This is a genomic window from Streptococcus sp. KHUD_014 (genome assembly GCF_051106275.1).
Classification (GTDB): Bacteria; Bacillota; Bacilli; order Lactobacillales; family Streptococcaceae; genus Streptococcus.
On sequence record NZ_CP193666.1, the window covers coordinates 261254 to 278715 of the forward strand.

Annotated in this window: 12 protein-coding genes and 1 tRNA gene; 12 read left to right on the top strand and 1 reads right to left on the bottom strand. The window is 40.6% G+C overall.

Going from position 1 to position 17462, the window contains the following annotated elements; translation table 11 throughout:
- Window positions 1–36: 36 nt before the first annotated feature.
- The 5 genes from ACORHT_RS01465 (at window position 37) to ACORHT_RS01485 (ending at window position 4356) form a co-directional block, all read left to right on the top strand.
- Entirely contained in the window at window positions 37–267 is a 231-nt protein-coding gene (locus ACORHT_RS01465; RefSeq protein ID WP_083312451.1) for a DUF1146 family protein, read from the top strand.
- Window positions 268–292: 25 nt separating this feature from the next.
- Window positions 293–1579, top strand: a complete 1287-nt coding sequence (murA, locus tag ACORHT_RS01470; RefSeq protein WP_434350351.1) for a UDP-N-acetylglucosamine 1-carboxyvinyltransferase — start codon at window positions 293–295, stop codon at window positions 1577–1579.
- Window positions 1566–1760: a DNA-directed RNA polymerase subunit beta gene (locus tag ACORHT_RS01475; RefSeq protein WP_075230249.1), complete on the top strand. Its 195-nt coding sequence runs from the start codon at window positions 1566–1568 to the stop codon at window positions 1758–1760. Before murA ends, ACORHT_RS01475 begins: the two co-directional genes overlap by 14 nt.
- A 317-nt stretch (window positions 1761–2077) precedes the next feature.
- Entirely contained in the window at window positions 2078–2908 is an 831-nt protein-coding gene (locus tag ACORHT_RS01480; RefSeq protein WP_434350352.1) for a DNA/RNA non-specific endonuclease, read from the top strand.
- A gap of 116 nt (window positions 2909–3024) precedes the next feature.
- On the top strand, window positions 3025–4356 hold the full coding sequence (locus ACORHT_RS01485) for a hemolysin family protein (protein ID WP_434350353.1): 1332 nt from the start codon (window positions 3025–3027) through the stop codon (window positions 4354–4356).
- An 86-nt stretch (window positions 4357–4442) separates the two neighbouring features.
- Here ACORHT_RS01485 and ACORHT_RS01490 read toward each other — a convergent pair.
- Window positions 4443–4513: transfer RNA gene (locus tag ACORHT_RS01490), tRNA-Cys, on the bottom strand.
- A 182-nt stretch (window positions 4514–4695) separates the two neighbouring features.
- Between ACORHT_RS01490 and ACORHT_RS01495 the strand changes: the two genes are divergently transcribed.
- The 7 genes from ACORHT_RS01495 (at window position 4696) to ACORHT_RS01525 (ending at window position 16938) form a co-directional block, all read left to right on the top strand.
- Window positions 4696–6675: a peptide ABC transporter substrate-binding protein gene (locus tag ACORHT_RS01495; RefSeq protein WP_434350354.1), complete on the top strand. Its 1980-nt coding sequence runs from the start codon at window positions 4696–4698 to the stop codon at window positions 6673–6675.
- 65 nt (window positions 6676–6740) lie between these two features.
- On the top strand, window positions 6741–8237 hold the full coding sequence (locus ACORHT_RS01500; RefSeq protein WP_434350355.1) for an ABC transporter permease: 1497 nt from the start codon (window positions 6741–6743) through the stop codon (window positions 8235–8237).
- Complete coding sequence (oppC, locus tag ACORHT_RS01505) at window positions 8237–9163, top strand: oligopeptide ABC transporter permease OppC (protein WP_075230432.1); 927 nt, start codon at window positions 8237–8239, stop codon at window positions 9161–9163. The genes ACORHT_RS01500 and oppC overlap by 1 nt, the downstream gene beginning before the upstream one ends.
- An 8-nt stretch (window positions 9164–9171) precedes the next feature.
- The gene (locus ACORHT_RS01510; protein WP_434350356.1) at window positions 9172–10239 is read left to right on the top strand and encodes an ABC transporter ATP-binding protein; all 1068 of its coding nucleotides are present in this window, start codon (window positions 9172–9174) and stop codon (window positions 10237–10239) included.
- Between the two features lie 10 nt (window positions 10240–10249).
- Entirely contained in the window at window positions 10250–11176 is a 927-nt protein-coding gene (locus ACORHT_RS01515) for an ATP-binding cassette domain-containing protein (protein ID WP_075230434.1), read from the top strand.
- A gap of 369 nt (window positions 11177–11545) precedes the next feature.
- The gene (locus ACORHT_RS01520) at window positions 11546–12529 is read left to right on the top strand and encodes an acetylxylan esterase (protein WP_434350357.1); all 984 of its coding nucleotides are present in this window, start codon (window positions 11546–11548) and stop codon (window positions 12527–12529) included.
- 374 nt (window positions 12530–12903) lie between these two features.
- The gene (locus ACORHT_RS01525) at window positions 12904–16938 is read left to right on the top strand and encodes an SIALI-17 repeat-containing surface protein (protein WP_434350358.1); all 4035 of its coding nucleotides are present in this window, start codon (window positions 12904–12906) and stop codon (window positions 16936–16938) included.
- The last annotated feature ends 524 nt before the right edge of the window (window positions 16939–17462 follow it).

Here is a 17462-nt window from a genome sequence, read left to right on the forward strand (position 1 = left end):
CTAGCGTAGAAAAAGAGAAGATGGTATAATAGGCCGATGATTCAATTATTTTTTACCCTTAGTAGTCATATGTTCTTTGTCTATCTAGTCTTTCAACTTTTGAAAGACCTGGTTAAATGGGATCAGATTTTAAAGGTGACCAAGGACAATGCGGGGAAGATTCGACTCTTGGTAGTATTGTGTAGTATCGGTTTAGGATATCTGATTAGTTCCTTTTTCCTAAATCTCTACCAACTCTGGCAAGAAGCAATTAGAGCGCTATTCTAAAATTGTAAGTAAAGGAAAATATTTTATGGAAAAAATTGTAGTTCGAGGTGGCGATAATCGCTTGGTTGGAAGTGTCGCCATCGAGGGCGCAAAAAATGCAGTTTTGCCTCTGCTAGCGGCAACTATTTTAGCAAGTGAAGGAAAAACTGTTTTAAAAAATGTTCCAATCTTATCAGATGTATTTACCATGAACCAAGTGGTTCGTGGATTGCATGCTCAAGTTAATTTTGATCAGGATGCTCATATTGTCGAAGTTGATGCAACTGGGGATATCACAGAAGAAGCTCCCTACAAGTATGTCAGCAAGATGCGTGCTTCTATTGTAGTATTGGGGCCAATCTTGGCTCGTGTAGGACACGCAAAGGTTTCTATGCCAGGTGGCTGTACCATTGGTAGTCGCCCTATCGACCTTCACCTAAAGGGACTCGAAGCAATGGGAGCTCAAATTACTCAGACAGCAGGTTATATTGAGGCTAAGGCGGAACGCTTGAAGGGTGCTCATATTTACATGGATTTCCCTAGTGTAGGTGCTACTCAAAACTTGATGATGGCGGCAACTCTTGCTAAGGGTGTTACTGTCATTGAAAATGCGGCGCGTGAACCCGAGATTGTAGACTTAGCTGTTCTACTAAATAAAATGGGTGCCAAAGTCAAAGGTGCTGGTACAGAAACGATTACCATTATGGGTGTTGAGAAATTGCACGGTGCGACCCATAATGTTGTGCAAGATCGTATTGAAGCAGGGACCTTCATGGTGGCAGCTGCTATGACTGGTGGAGATGTCTTGATTCAAGATGCCATTTGGGAACACAACCGTCCCTTGATAGCTAAATTACTCGAAATGGGAGTTGAAGTCATTGATGAGGATGAAGGGATTCGTGTACGTTCTCAGCGGGATAAGCTAAAGGCTGTTCATGTTAAGACATTACCACATCCGGGATTTCCAACAGATATGCAGGCCCAGTTTACGGCCTTGATGACGGTAGCTCAAGGTGAGTCAACCATGGTGGAGACTGTGTTTGAGAATCGCTTCCAACATTTAGAAGAGATGCGTCGGATGGGCTTGCACTCAGAAATTATCCGTGATACAGCTCGTATTATTGGCGGACAGCAATTTCAAGGTGCAGAAGTTCTATCGACAGACTTGCGTGCCAGTGCAGCCTTGATTTTAACAGGACTAGTAGCTGAAGGAGAGACAGTTGTTGGAAAACTTGTCCATTTAGATAGAGGTTACTACCGTTTTCATGAAAAGTTGGCTCAGTTAGGAGCTAAGATTGAACGGGTAAGTGTGGAAGCTGATGAAGATGAATAAAGAAGCCAAATATGTATTGCGTCGTTTTGTCTTGGTTATGCTAGTTCTCCTTCTAGGTGCTTTAGCTCTTGCAATTGGTTTGATGATTGGCTATGGCATACTAGGAAAAGGGGAAGACCCTTGGGCTATTTTGGCGCCAGCAAAATGGCAAGAACTCATCACAAAATTTACAGGAAAATGAGAGTGGGACAGAAATCGGTAATTCGTTAGAATTCGATTTCGTTGTCCCACCTCCGCACAGTTGAGTAGGGCTGTAAAAGCTGATGAAATCAGCGTAGTAGAGCCCACTCAACCACTGCGTCTTGCTCGACAATCCAAATACAATTGAGAGGTTAGGACTTTTGTCCCAGCCTTTTTCTAGGAATTGAATATAATACTCAATGAAAATCAAAGAGCAAACTAGGAAGAGAGTCACAGGTTGCTCAAAACACCGTTTTGAGGTTGTAGATGGAAGCTGACGTGGTTTGAAGAGATTTTCGAAGAGTATAAGGAGAAAATATGAATAAAAAAACTAGACAGACTCTAGTAGGTCTCTTGCTTTTTCTGCTCTTGTCAGCAGGAAGTTATTATATCAAGGAGATGCAGGCTTCCAACTCTGCACCTCAGACGCAAGTAAAGCAGAAGTCGCAAGCATCGGATGCTCCAAGTCAAGAATTAGCTGAAAGTGTCCTGACAGATTCTATCAAAAAACAAATTAAGGGTTCTCTTGAATGGAATGGAGCAGGAGCCTTTATCGTCAATGGTAATAAGACAAATTTGGATGCAAAGGTTTCAAGCAAACCCTATGCTGATAACAAGACAAAAACTGTAGGTGGGGAGACGGTTCCAACTGTCGCTAACGCCCTCATGTCAAAAGCGACAAGACAGTACAAAGACCGTGAAGAGACTGGCAATGGCTCGACTTCTTGGACGCCAGCAGGCTGGCATCAGGTTAAGAATCTAAAGGGAAGCTACAACCATGCGGTCGATAGAGGGCATTTGTTGGGCTATGCCTTGATCGGTGGGTTAGATGGCTTTGATGCTTCTACTAGCAATCCTAAAAATATCGCTGTTCAGACAGCTTGGTCTAACCAGGCGCGTGCCGAAGATTCGACAGGCCAAAACTATTATGAGAGCTTGGTTCGAAAAGCCCTAGATCAAAACAAACGAGTTCGTTACCGCGTGACATTACTCTATGCTACTGAGCAAGATTTGGTACCGTCAGCTTCTCAGATTGAAGCCAAGTCCTCTGATGGGGAGTTGGAGTTTAACGTCGTCATTCCGAATGTCCAAAATGGAATTCAGCTTGACTACCGAACAGGTCAAGTTACGGTTACAAAAGCAAAATAGACTAAAAATCCCTTATCTCCTCAGATAGGGGATTAACTATTGAAATCGTAAAATAATGTGTAGAAGAGAAAAAATGTGGTATAATAGACTCAATTATACTATTTAGGAGAAGGAAAATGGAAGACCCGAGCAGTCAGGATTTGTTACTGCAATTTGTTTTATTAGTTGTTTTGACCTTTTTAAATGCCTTTTTCTCTGCAACAGAAATGGCCATGGTTTCACTTAGTCGTTCACGTGTTGAGCAAAAAGCTGAGGAGGGAGATAAACGCTATATCCGTTTGCTAAAGGTGCTTGAAAACCCTAATCACTTTTTATCAACCATTCAAGTTGGTATCACCTTAATTACGATCTTGTCAGGGGCTAAACTAGCAGATTCACTTGGAGAGTTAATCGCCTCTTGGATGGGAAATAGTGAAACTGCCTATGCGGTAGCTAGCTTCTTATCATTAGCTTTCTTGACCTATATTTCTATTGTTTTTGGTGAGCTTTATCCTAAGCGAATTGCTCTAAATCTTAAGGATGCCTTGGCTATCAGAACAGTACCGTTTATTATTGCTCTTGGTAAGATTGTGAGTCCCTTCGTTTGGATGCTATCTGCCTCGACGAATCTCTTGAGTCAATTGACACCGATGACATTTGACGATGCAGATGAAAAAATGACTCGTGATGAGATTGAGTACATGTTGTCTAAGAGTGAAGAAACCTTAGATGCAGATGAAATTGAAATGTTGCAGGGGATTTTCTCACTCGACGAACTCATGGCACGTGAAGTCATGGTTCCCCGAACAGATGCCTTTATGGTAGATATTCAGGATGATACTCAAACCATTATCCAAAGTATCTTGAAACAGAACTTTTCTCGTATTCCTGTTTATGATGGAGACAAGGATAATGTCATTGGTTTGGTTCACACCAAGAGCCTCCTTAAAGAAGCCTTTGTCAGCGGGTTTGACAATATCGTCTGGAAGCGAATCTTGCAAGATCCACTCTTTGTACCTGAAACGATTTTTGTGGATGATTTATTAAAAGAGTTCAGAAATACTCAAAGACAGATGGCAATCCTTTTGGATGAGTATGGTGGTATGGCTGGTCTAGTTACACTAGAAGATCTCCTTGAGGAGATTGTCGGAGAGATTGACGACGAAACTGACCGTGCTGAGGTTTATGTTCACACTATTGGTGAGAATACCTACATTGTTCAAGGTACGATGAACTTGAACGACTTCAATAGTTATTTCGATGTTGAACTTGAAAGTGATGATGTAGATACAATCGCTGGTTATTATTTGACGGGTGTGGGAACTATTCCAACATCAGAAAAACTTAGCTATGAGTTAGAAAGTAGCAATAAGCATATCACCCTAACTAATGATAAGGTCAAAAATGGACGTGTAACCAAGCTTAAGGTTCAAATTCAAGAACTTGAATCAGAAGAAGAAACAGAATAAAACAAAAGCTTTATCAGAGCAGAACTGATAAAGCTTTTCTAGTAGTTAAAAAGAAAAGACTCCTGTAGGAGCCTTTGATAATATAGAGGCGGTAGACGGATTTGAACCGACGATCAAGCTTTTGCAGAGCCGTGCCTTACCACTTGGCTATACCGCCTTAACTTTTATTATTATACCTTTTAAATTAAATCTCGTCAATAGTTTCTTTTCTGAAAATGTAAGTTTTCCTGCTTTCAAAAGGCATGCGACAAAATATTCTGAAAATTCGTTTACTTTTGAAAGGGAGTGTGGTATAATTAACAGTATCTCATTAATTTTATATAGAGGAGTTAACTAAACATGAAAAAAAGTCGGATTTTTGCGGTAGCAGGGGTTGCCCTACTCGCAACAGGCGTTCTCGCAGCTTGTGGTTCTTCAAAATCATCAAATGCTGAAGCACCAAAAGCCTATGGCTATACTTATACTGCTGACCCAGAAACATTGGACTACCTTATCTCTGGGAAACAAAGTACTAAAGTTGCCACTTCAAACGGTATCGATGGACTCTTTACAAATGATAAGTATGGTAACCTTACTCCTGCAGTCGCTGAAGACTGGTCAGTGTCTCAAGATGGATTAACATACACTTATAAGATTCGTAAAGGTGTAAAATGGTTAACATCTGATGGTGAAGAATATGCAGAAGTAACTGCAAATGACTTTGTTACAGGTTTGAAACACGCAGCCGACAATAAATCAGCCGCTCTTTACCTAGCACAAAATTCTGTAAAAGGATTGGCTGACTATGTGTCAGGGACTAATACGGACTTTTCTGCAGTAGGTGTTAAAGCTGTTGATGATTACACTCTTCAATATACATTGAACCAACCTGAACCATACTGGAACTCTAAATTGTCTTACGCAATCTTCTGGCCTTTGAACGCAGAGTTTGAAAAATCAAAAGGTAAAGACTTTGGTAAGGCAACAGACCCAACATCATTGCTTTACAATGGACCTTTCTTGCTTAAAGGGTTGACGGCTAAGTCTTCTATCGAATTTGCGAAGAATGAACAGTATTGGGATAAAGATAATGTTCACATCGATACTGTAACACTTGCTTATTATGATGGTTCAGACCAAGAGTCACTTGAGCGTAACTTTACAAATGGTGCATACAGTTATGCCCGTCTCTTCCCTACTAGCTCAAACTATTCTAAGGTAGCAGAAACATATAAAGACAATATTTACTATACTCCACAAGGAGCTGGTATTGCTGGTTTGGGTGTTAATATTGACCGTCAAAGCTATAAGTACACATCAAAAACAACTGACGAAGAAAAAACATCTACTAAGAAAGCCCTTCTCAACAAAGACTTCCGTCAAGCTTTGAACTTTGCTTTTGATCGTACTGCTTATTCAGCTCAGCTAAATGGTAAGGATGGAGCAGCCCTTGCTGTCCGTAACCTCTTCGTAAAACCAGAATTTGTTTCAGCAGGTGAAAAAACATTTGGTGACTTGGTCACTGAGAAAGTTGTTTCTTATGGTGATGAGTGGAAAGATGTAAACTTTGCGGATGCTCAAGATGGACTTTACAATGCTGATAAAGCTAAAGCAGAACTAGCTAAAGCTAAAAAAGACCTTGAAGCAGATGGTGTGAAATTCCCAATCCACTTGGATATTCCAGTTGACCAAACATCTAAAAACTATATCGCTCGTATCCAATCATTCAAACAATCTGTTGAGACCGCTTTGGGTACAGATAATGTAGTTATCGATATCCAACAAATCACTACGGATGAATTACACAATATCACGTACTACGCTGCTAGTGCTGCAGCAGAAGATTGGGACCTTTCAGGTGCTGTTGGATGGAATCCAGACTATGATGATCCATCGACTTACCTTGATATCTTGAAATCAACTAATAGTGAAACAACTAAGACCTACATGGGCTATGACAATCCATCAAACCCAGCGGTTGCTCAAGTTGGTTTGAAAGATTACGACAAATTAGTTGATGATGCAGCTAGTGAAACAAGTGACCTTAACAAACGTTATGAGAAATATGCAGCAGCTCAAGCTTGGTTGACAGATAGCTCACTCTTCCTTCCAGCTATGTCATCTTCAGGAGCAGCACCAGTTATTTCTCGTGTAGTACCATTCTCAGCCTCTTACACTCAATCTGGTGATAAAGGTTCAGATGTATACTTCAAGTACCTTAAATTGCAAGCTAACACTGTAACAACCAAAGAGTACAAAGAAGCTCGTGAAAAATGGCTCAAAGAAAAAGCTGAATCAAACGAAAAAGCTCAAAAAGAGTTAGCGAGTCATGTGAAATAAATAATGCTCATCAGAACTTTCTCTCCTAAAGGAGAAGGTTCTTTTGGGATTTTAAAGGAAATAATATGAAAAAATATGTTTTTATGCGTATCTTGCGGTCGTTGGTTTCTATTTTCTTAGTAACGACCTTGATTTACACAATCATCTATACGATGGTTCCACGGAAGTTGATCTTCAAACAAGATACTAACTACAATAAAATTGCGACAACGGCTGATAAACGAGATAACTATGAAAATACTGTCTTTGAGCGTATGGGTTATATCGAATATTACGATACGAAAGAGTTGCAGGAAAAAGCTAGTAGCATTGACTCTTCTGTTACAGTAGATGCAAATGATACAAATAAAGCAATCTATGAAAAATATATCCAACAACTTGGTAATGGTTGGACTCTAGGTGAGTTTACAGAGAGTGGACAATTCTACGCTACACGTGAAATTCCTATTTTTGAGCGTGTGTTCAAATTCTATGCAAACTTGCTTGATATCGACCACACAAACAAGATTCAAGACCCAGAAAATCCAAACTTAGAGCGTTATTTGCGTTTTGAAAATGATCCCGCTATCGGCTGGTCTCTGGTAGGTTCAGGTACCAAACACAAGTACCTCTTGTACTTCAATAGTCAGTTCCCATTTGTTCACCAAAACTTTGTCAACTTGAATTTGGGTGATTCATATCCAACTTATGCTAATACTCCTGTGCTTCAAGTTATCACACAAGGACAAGGTCAAACTAAGACATCAGAAGTGCAATTCCCAACTGGTAAGAAAACATCTTCAGTTAATATCTACTCAAGAACCTACAAATCTCCAAGTCAGGCTGATGCTCGCGAAGTAGCAAACTATGGTAAGGATGATCCTTATACAGCAACTGAGAGCAATTATCAGTACCCATCAATGATTACAAGCTCTGCCATCACTGGTTTAATCGGTCTTGTAATTTCGTACTCTATTGCCATTCCGCTAGGTTCAGCTATGGCTCGTCATAAGAATTCTTGGATTGATAGTTTTTCTACTGGAACTCTAACATTCTTGTTGGCCCTTCCAACCATTGCCTTAGTTTATATCATCCGCTTGATTGGTTCTAAAATTGGATTCCCTGATTCATTCCCAATCTTGGGTGCTGGAGATTGGCGTTCTTATGTCCTTCCAGCAGTGATTCTAGGCTTACTTGGTGCACCTGGTATGGCAATTTGGATTCGTCGTTATATGATTGACTTGCAATCACAAGACTTCGTTCGTTTTGCTCGTGCTAAAGGTTTGTCTGAGAAAGAAATTTCAAACAAACACATCTTTAAAAATGCCATGGTTCCATTGGTTTCAGGAATTCCTGGATCTATCATTGGTGTTATTAGTGGTGCGACTCTTACAGAAACAGTCTTCGCCTTCCCTGGTATGGGTAAAATGTTGATTGACTCTGTAAAAGCATCAAATAACAACATGGTAGTTGGTCTTGTATTCATCTTCACCTGTGTCTCTATCTTCTCATTATTTGTAGGGGATATTTGGATGACCATGATTGACCCACGTATTAAATTGACAGAGAAAGGAGGCAAATAATGTCTACGATTAGTAATGATAAATTTCAGTTTGTAAAACGAGACGACTATGCCTCTGAAGTAATTGATGCACCTGCCTATTCATACTGGGGTTCTGTCTTTAGACAGTTCATGAAAAAAAGATCAACAGTAATCATGCTAGCTATCTTGATTGCCATCGTTTTGATGAGTTTCATTTACCCAATGTTTTCTGATTTTGACTTTAACGATGTAAGTAAGGTTAATGACTTTAGTGCTCGTTTTATCAAGCCAAATGCAGAGCATTGGTTCGGTACAGATAGTAACGGTAAATCACTCTTTGATGGTGTCTGGTTTGGAGCTCGTAACTCAATCTTGATTTCGGTAATCGCAACATCTATCAACCTTGTAATTGGGGTTATTGTCGGTGGTATTTGGGGAATTTCAAAATCAGTTGACCGTATCATGATGGAAGTCTACAACGTTATCAACAACATTCCTTCACTTTTGATCGTTATTGTTTTGACTTACTCTATCGGAGCTGGTTTCTGGAACTTGATTTTTGCCATGAGTGTGACTACTTGGATTGGTATTGCTTACTCAATTCGTATTCAGATCATGCGTTATCGTGACTTGGAGTATAACCTTGCTTCACGTACACTTGGAACACCAACCTTTAAGATTGTTGTAAAAAACATTATGCCACAATTGGTATCTGTTATCGTTACGACGACATCTCAAATGCTTCCAGCCTTTATCTCATACGAAGCTTTCCTTTCATTCTTTGGACTTGGATTGCCAATTACAGTTCCAAGCTTGGGTCGTTTGATTTCAGATTACTCTCAGAACGTAACGACAAATGCTTACCTCTTCTGGATTCCATTGACAACTTTGGTCTTGGTATCCTTGTCACTTTTCATTGTTGGTCAAAACCTAGCAGATGCTAGTGATCCACGTACACATAGATAGGAGTAGAAATGACAAATAATAAAAATGTAATTTTGACTGCTCGAGATATTGTCGTGGAATTTGACGTTCGTGACAAAGTTTTGACAGCTATTCGTGGAGTTTCCATTGATTTGATCGAGGGTGAAGTTCTCGCTTTGGTAGGGGAGTCTGGTTCAGGAAAATCAGTTTTGACAAAAACATTCACAGGTATGTTGGAAGAAAACGGTCGTATTGCTCAAGGTAGCATTGATTACCGAGGTCAAGACTTGACAGCACTCGCTTCCCATAAAGATTGGGAACAGATTCGTGGTGCTAAGATTGCAACCATCTTCCAGGACCCTATGACCAGTCTAGACCCAATCAAAACGATTGGTAGTCAGATCACAGAAGTTATCGTTAAACACCAAGGCAAGACAGCTCAAGAAGCAAAAGAAATGGCTATCGACTACATGAACAAAGTTGGTATCCCTGATTCTGAGAAGCGTTTCGACGAGTATCCTTTCCAGTATTCTGGTGGGATGCGTCAACGTATCGTTATCGCCATTGCACTTGCCTGCCGGCCAGATATTCTTATCTGTGATGAGCCAACTACAGCCCTTGATGTGACTATTCAGGCTCAGATTATTGATTTGCTAAAGACACTTCAACAAGAGTATCACTTCACAACAATCTTTATCACTCACGACCTTGGAGTTGTAGCAAGTATTGCTGATAAGGTTGCGGTTATGTATGCTGGTGAGATTGTTGAGTATGGTACAGTTGAAGAAATCTTCTATGATCCACGTCACCCATACACATGGAGTCTTTTGTCAAGTCTACCACAGTTGGCTGATGATAAAGGGGAATTGTATTCAATCCCTGGAACACCTCCATCGCTTTATACTCAATTGAAAGGAGATGCTTTTGCACTTCGTTCAGCCTATGCGATGAAGATTGACTTCGAAGAAAAAGCACCTCAGTTTGCAGTATCTGATACCCATTGGGCAAAAACATGGTTGCTTGATGAACGAGCTCCAAAAGTTGAAAAACCAGCAGTGATTGCAGATTTACACGACAAGATTCGTGAAAAAATGGGCTTTAATCATCTTGAGGACTAGGAGGAAGGAAATGTCTGAAAAATTAGTAGAACTTAAAGACGTAGAGATTTCCTTCGGTGAAGGAAGCAAAAAGTTTGTAGCTGTTAAAAATGCTAATTTCTTTATCAACAAAGGAGAAACATTCTCTCTTGTTGGTGAGTCTGGAAGTGGTAAGACAACGATTGGTCGTGCTATTATCGGTCTTAATGACACCAGCAATGGGGACATCATTTTTGAAGGGCAAAAAATTAACGGGAAGAAATCACGTGAACAAGCTTCGGAATTAATCCGTCGAATTCAGATGATTTTCCAAGACCCAGCAGCTAGCTTAAATGAGCGTGCAACCGTTGACTACATTATCTCTGAAGGTCTATACAACTATCATCTGTTTAAAGATGAGGAAGAAAGAAAAGAAAAAGTTCAAAATATCATTCGTGAAGTTGGACTTTTGGCAGAACACTTGACACGTTATCCACATGAGTTCTCAGGTGGACAACGTCAACGTATTGGTATCGCTCGTGCCTTGGTTATGCAACCAGACTTTGTTATTGCTGATGAGCCAATTTCAGCCTTGGACGTTTCTGTTCGTGCCCAAGTGTTGAACTTGCTTAAGAAATTCCAAAAGGAATTGGGCTTGACTTATCTCTTTATTGCCCATGACTTGTCAGTGGTTCGTTTTATCTCTGATCGTATCGCGGTAATTTACAAGGGTGTCATTGTTGAGGTGGCTGAGACGGAAGAATTGTTTAACAACCCAATCCATCCCTATACTCAAGCTCTCCTATCAGCAGTTCCAATCCCTGATCCGATCTTGGAACGTAAAAAAGTTTTGAAAGTCTATGATCCAGATCAACATGACTATGAAACTGATAAGCCTTCTATGGTAGAAATTCGTCCAGGTCACTATGTTTGGGGGAACCAAGCTGAGTTGGAACGCTATAAAAAAGATTTGAAATAAGAAAGAGTTTTGTAATCTTGATAGATTTAGTCTATGGAGATTATGAAACTTTTTTTGTAGAAAAGGAATCACTTAAAAAGAAAAGCGATAAGCAAAGACAAGTCTAAAAGTTGATAAAGTAGGAAGATCAACGAAATAAAGTAAATGGTAGGAAAAAAGCAAGGCAATCCTACAGAACTTTGAAAGTCAAAAAGTGCTAATGACTTATCTTGCTTGCTCTTTGAGAAGATAGTTTTATAAAACTACTTTCAGACTAGCTTAGCTGAAGCTGCAAAATTAAAATCACTTTCTATTTAAGAATCTACCTTGCATTGCCTTACTTTGTGTGCTAGAGTTATGATAACGGTTACAAAATTTAAGGAGAATTATATGAGAAACCCGGCACTAATAGAAGAAATGAAAACCTACAGAGGAAGAGATGAAGTTCCGCAAGACTTTGACGATTTTTGGGATGGTGAGATTGATAAGGTTTCGGTCTTGCCAGATTACCAACTAGAGGAACGTGATTTTCATATTCCCAATGTGAAGTGTTATGAGTTAAGCTTTAGGGGTACCCGTGATGGCCTTGTTTATGCGCGTATAGTCTTACCAAAATCAGAAAAGAAAGTACCTGTCATTTTCCACTTCCATGGCTATATGGGACGTTGCTGGGATTGGACAGATATGCTAGCTTTTACAGTAGCTGGTTATGGTGTCGTATCTATGGATGTTCGTGGCCAATCTGGATACTCACAAGATGGCTTGCGCTCACCTCTCGGAAATACAGTTAAGGGCCAAATCATTCGTGGTGCTGTTGAAGGAAAAGAGCAACTCTTCTATAAGGATGTTTATCTTGATATTTATCAATTGATTGAAATTGTCGCTAGCTTCCCGCAAGTAGATGAGGAACAACTGGCTAGCTATGGAGCTTCACAAGGAGGAGCCTTGGCTTTAGTTGCTGCAGGTCTCAATCCACGTATCAAACGTACAGTTGCTATTTATCCATTCTTATCAGACTTTAGAAGAGTGCTAGAGATTGGGAATACCAGCGAAGCCTATGATGAACTCTTTCGTTATTTTAAGTTCCATGATCCATTCCATGAGACAGAAGAGCAGATTATGGAGACGCTTGCCTATATCGATGTAAAAAATCTTGCCCATCGCATAAAGGGGGAAGTTCGAATGATTACTGGGCTTGATGACGATGTTTGCTATCCAATCACTCAGTTTGCTATCTACAATCGTTTGACTTGTGAGAAGAGCTATCGCCTGATGCCAGAATACGCACACGAAGCTATGAACGTTCATGTCAATGACCAGGTGTACAATTGGTTGTGTGGCAGTGAGATTCCATTTACCTATATAGGTCAATAAAGGCTTAGGAAGAAGTACCCTGTGATTTTGAATGAATTACAGGGTTCTTTTCAATGTATTTGGATGGCAAGAAAGTAGTTTCAAATAACTTGACTCTTCCAAATATCTTTGAAAGTAAAATCTATTATAGATTGATTTGACTAAAATTTATAATATTTATTATATAATAAGTGTAATATCAATTATGGAAGGAGCAAAATCTGTTGTATTTCTTCATAAAAAATGGAAATTTATGTCATGCAACAGTAGTTCACAGTAAAAAGGATGGGATTTTCCATTCAATATTTCAGTTTCTTTTGCTACTTTAGCCTTGCTGGCAAAAAATTTTAAGCAAAAAAGAAAGCGCTTTATTTTTTAAAAACGGAAGGGAAAATATGAATCAGAGACATTTTGATAGAAAACAGCGGTACGGAATTCGAAAATTTGCAGTTGGCGCAGCTTCAGTAGTGATTGGAGCGGTTGTTTTTAGTGCTGCACCAGTCTTGGCCCAAGAAGCTTCAGCAAACAAAGAAGCAGAAACAGGAAGTCTTGCTAATCTAGATAAGGAGCTTGGAGACCAAGTAACTACAGTAAATAATAGTGGAACAGAAGCTAACCCAGGTTCTGAAACTCCACCAGAAACAGAAGCACCAGATACTGAGGCAGAAGACGCAGGTGAGGAAGAGGTTGGAAGTATTCCTCGTGACTTTTATGCCAAAGAGTTAGAAAACGTCAATACTGTTATTGAGAAAGAGGATGTTGAAACGAATCGTGCAAACGGTCAAATAGTTGACATGAAAGAGGAGCTCGACAAGCTTAAAAAACTTCAAAATGCGACCATCCATATGGAGTTTAAGCCAGATGCGTCTGCTCCTAATTTATACAGTCTTTTCTCGGTTTCTAGTGATACCAAAGTAAATGAATACTTTACCATGGCCATCCTTAATAACACAGCTATCGTTGAAGGTCGTGATGCCAATGGAAATCATTTCTATGGAGATTATAAAGATGCTCCTCTGAAGATTAAGCCAGGTGAGTGGAACTCTGTAACCTTTACAGTGGAAAGACCAAATGCAGATCAACCCGATGGTAAGGTTCGCGTCTATGTAAATGGTGTCTTGTCGCGCACAAGTCCTAAGTCTGGTCGTTTCATCCAAGATATGCCAGATGTCAACCGTATGCAAATTGGTACATTGAAACGTACAGGCAAAAACTTCTGGGGTTCTAATCTTAAAGTCCGTAATCTAACGGTTTATGATCGTGCCCTTTCTCCAGAAGAAGTTAAAAAACGTAGCCAGCTTTTTGAAAGAGGAGAGTTGGAAAAGAAACTCCCTGAAGGAGCAAAAGTTACTGATAAGCTGGACGTTTTTCAAGGTGGTGAGAACCGTAAGCCAAATAAAGATGGTATCGCAAGCTACCGTATTCCAGCTCTCCTTAAGACTGATAAGGGAACTTTGATTGCTGGAGCAGACGAGAGACGTTTGCATCACTCTGACTGGGGTGATATCGGTATGGTCATTCGTCGTAGTGATGATAAGGGTAAAACTTGGGGAGATAGAATCGTCATCTCAAATCCTCGCGACAATGAGAAGGCTAAGAGAGGTCATGCGGGCTCACCAGTTAACATTGACATGGCCCTAGTCCAAGATCCGAAAACTAAGAGAATCTTTGCCATTTATGATATGTTCGTAGAAGGCGAAGCTGTTAGAGATTTGCCAGGAAAAGCGCCACAAGCCTATGAGAAAATTGGTGACAAGGTTTACCAAGTCTTGTACAAACAAGGTGATGCAGGACGTTATACAATTCGTGAAAATGGCGAAGTTTTTGACCCTGAAAATAGAAAGACAGAATATCGAGTTGTAGTTGATCCTAAGCAACCAGCCTATAGTGATAAGGGTGATTTGTATAAAGGTGAAGAACTGATTGGTAACGTCTACTTTGATTATAGCGACAAGAACATCTTTAGAGTTTCAAATACTAACTATCTCTGGATGTCTTACAGTGATGACGATGGGAAAAATTGGTCTGCACCTAAAGATATTACATACGGCATTCGTAAGGACTGGATGCACTTCTTAGGTACTGGACCTGGTACAGGTATTGCCTTGCATTCAGGACCTCACAAAGGTCGTCTCGTTATCCCAGTCTATACTACAAATAACGTATCTTACTTAAGTGGTTCTCAGTCTTCACGCGTCATTTACTCAGATGACAATGGTGAAACTTGGCAAGCAGGTGAAGCGGTCAATGATAACCGTCCAGTAGGTAATCAAACAATTCACTCTTCAACTATGAATAATCCAGGTGCTCAAAATACTGAGTCAACCGTTGTTCAGTTGAATAATGGAGACCTCAAACTCTTCATGCGTGGATTGACAGGAGATTTGCAGGTTGCAACAAGTAAGGATGGCGGGGCAACTTGGGAAAAAGATGTGAAGCGCTATTCAGAAATCAAAGATGTCTACGTTCAAATGTCTGCTATTCACACTGTACAAAATGGTAAGGAATATATCGTTCTCAGTAACGCAGGTGGTCCAGGACGTTACAATGGTTTGGTACACTTGGCACAAGTGGAAGCTAACGGAGATTTGACTTGGCTCAAGCACAATCCAATTCAAAGTGGTAAATTTGCTTATAACTCCTTGCAAGATCTTGGAAATGGCGAATTTGGTTTGCTTTATGAGCATGCAACTGCCACTCAAAATGAATACACCTTGTCTTATAAGAAATTCAACTGGGATTTCTTAAGCAAGGATAGAATTTCTCCAACAAAAGCAACTGTGAAAAATGCTGTAGAGATGAGCAAAAATGTCATCGCTTTAGAATTTGATTCTGAAGTATTGGTGAATCAGCCACCAGTTCTTAAACTGGCAAATGGGAATTTTGCTACCTTCTTGACGCAGTATGATTCAAAAACCTTGTTATTTGCAGCTAGCAAGGAAGATATTGGTCAAGAAATTACAGAAATCATTGATGGCGCAATTGAGAGCATGCATAATTTGCCTGTAAGTCTTGAAGGTGTAGGAGTCCCTGGTGGGAAAAATGGCGCAAAAGCAGAAATCCATGAAGTTCCAGAATTTACAGGCGCAGTCAATGGTGAAGGTACAGTTCATGAGGATACAGCCTTTGAAGGTGGCGTCAACGGTGAGGAAGCAGCAATTCATGAGTTTCCAGACTTCGAAGGCGGTGTCAATGGTGAGGAAGCAGCCGTTCATGAAATTCCAGAAATAGAAGTTGAAGAAAATCCACCGGGAACTATTAATGAAGTCCCAGAATTCGAAGGTGGCGTCAATGGTGCTGAAGCGTCTGTTCATGAAGTCTCAGACTTCGAAGGCGGTGTCAATGGTGAAGAAGCTGCAGTCCATGAAGTTCCAGAATATATTCCAGTGGAAACTTCAAAAGGAGAAGCAGCTGTTCATGAAATTTCAGACTTTGAAGGCGGTGTCAATGGCGAGGAAGGAGCAAAGGCAGAGAGTCCAGAGTTCGAAGGTGGTGTCAATGGCGAGGAAGGAGCTAAGGCAGAGAGTCCAGAGTTCGAAGGCGGCGTCAACGCAGTAGAAGCAACTAAAGCAGAAAGCCCAGAGTTTGAAGGCGGTGTGAACGGAGTAGAAGCATCTAAGTCAGACACATCAGACTTCGAAGGCGGAGTCAATGGCGATGAAGGAGCTAAAGCAGAGAGTCCAGAGTTCGAAGGCGGCGTCAATGGCGATGAAGGAGCTAAGGCAGAGAGCCCAGAGTTCGAAGGCGGCGTCAACGCAGTAGAAGCATCTAAGTCAGACGCTTCAGACTTCGAAGGTGGCGTCAAAGGTACCGAAGCAGCGGTTCATGAACTTCCAGCCTATGAAGGCGGCGCTAATGCGGTCGAAGCAGCAAGCTCAGAACTTCCAGCTTATGAAGGTGGCGTTAATGGTACCGAAGCAGCAAGTTCAGAACTTCCAGCTTATGAAGGTGGCGTTAATGCAGTCGAAGCAGCAAGCTCAGAACTTCCAGCTTATGAAGGTGGCGTTAATGCAGTAGAAGCAACAAGCTCAGAACTTCCAGCCTATGAAGGTGGCGTTAATGCAGTCGAAGCAGCAAGCTCAGAACTTCCAGCTTATGAAGGTGGCGTTAATGCAGTCGAAGCAGCAAGCTCAGAACTTCCAGCCTATGAAGGCGGTGCTAATGCGGTAGAGGCTGTTAGTTCAGATATCCCAGCTTTTGCGGGTGGTGTAAACGGTGCTGAAGCGACTGTCCATGAGGTTCCAGAGTATAAGGGTGACCAGTCTATTGTGACTCAGGCTATGGAACAAGATCGTACTTATCAAGCTCCTGCAGCGCATCAACATCTCCTCCCTGAAACAGGAAGTGAAGATCTTGCTCCTCTTGCCTCTGTAGGATTTGTAGGGATGCTCCTAGGCATGTTTATCATGGGCAAGAAAAAAGAAGATTAATAAAATAGCTAAAACTGAAAAATTTCATCGAGAAATTTGATCTTGCATAAGAAGGAGAGGCTGGGACAAAAGTCCTAGTCTCTCAATTGTCTTTGGATTGTCGAGCAAGACGCAGTGGTTGAGTGGGCTCTACTACGCTGATTTCATGAGCTTTTACAGCCCTACTCAACTGTACGGAGGTGGGACGACGAAATCGAATTCTAACGAATTACTGGTTTCTGTCCCACTCTCTTTTTATCTGGGAATTATTGGGGACTAGGAATTAAAAGAGAGGTAGAAGAAGTGTAATGCTAGGTCTATCGAAAATATCGCTTCATAAAATATCCCCCTCAAATGTAGGGCAATCAAAGCGAAGAATTTACTCAAAACATCAGAAAGTAGTTTCAGAAAAGCAAGTTCTTGTCCATGATCTTGAAAGTGAAATCTGTTATATATTAATCTATCTAAAAATATGAAAATTTATTATATAATGTAGGTAGGATAAAAATGAAAGGAGTAGCAAATTTTCTGTTTAACGAAGTAAT

Bases quoted from the DNA above. Each gene is read 5' to 3' on its own strand.
- ACORHT_RS01485 (WP_434350353.1), top strand. From the start codon at position 3,025: ATGGAAGACCCGAGCAGTCAGGATTTGTTACTGCAATTTGTTTTATTA.
- ACORHT_RS01480 (WP_434350352.1), top strand. From the start codon at position 2,078: ATGAATAAAAAAACTAGACAGACTCTAGTAGGTCTCTTGCTTTTTCTG.
- ACORHT_RS01515 (WP_075230434.1), top strand. From the start codon at position 10,250: ATGTCTGAAAAATTAGTAGAACTTAAAGACGTAGAGATTTCCTTCGGT.
- murA (WP_434350351.1), top strand. From the start codon at position 293: ATGGAAAAAATTGTAGTTCGAGGTGGCGATAATCGCTTGGTTGGAAGT.
- ACORHT_RS01510 (WP_434350356.1), top strand. From the start codon at position 9,172: ATGACAAATAATAAAAATGTAATTTTGACTGCTCGAGATATTGTCGTG.
- ACORHT_RS01475 (WP_075230249.1), top strand. From the start codon at position 1,566: ATGAAGATGAATAAAGAAGCCAAATATGTATTGCGTCGTTTTGTCTTG.
- oppC (WP_075230432.1), top strand. From the start codon at position 8,237: ATGTCTACGATTAGTAATGATAAATTTCAGTTTGTAAAACGAGACGAC.
- ACORHT_RS01500 (WP_434350355.1), top strand. From the start codon at position 6,741: ATGAAAAAATATGTTTTTATGCGTATCTTGCGGTCGTTGGTTTCTATT.
- ACORHT_RS01520 (WP_434350357.1), top strand. From the start codon at position 11,546: ATGAGAAACCCGGCACTAATAGAAGAAATGAAAACCTACAGAGGAAGA.
- ACORHT_RS01525 (WP_434350358.1), top strand. From the start codon at position 12,904: ATGAATCAGAGACATTTTGATAGAAAACAGCGGTACGGAATTCGAAAA.
- ACORHT_RS01465 (WP_083312451.1), top strand. From the start codon at position 37: ATGATTCAATTATTTTTTACCCTTAGTAGTCATATGTTCTTTGTCTAT.
- ACORHT_RS01495 (WP_434350354.1), top strand. From the start codon at position 4,696: ATGAAAAAAAGTCGGATTTTTGCGGTAGCAGGGGTTGCCCTACTCGCA.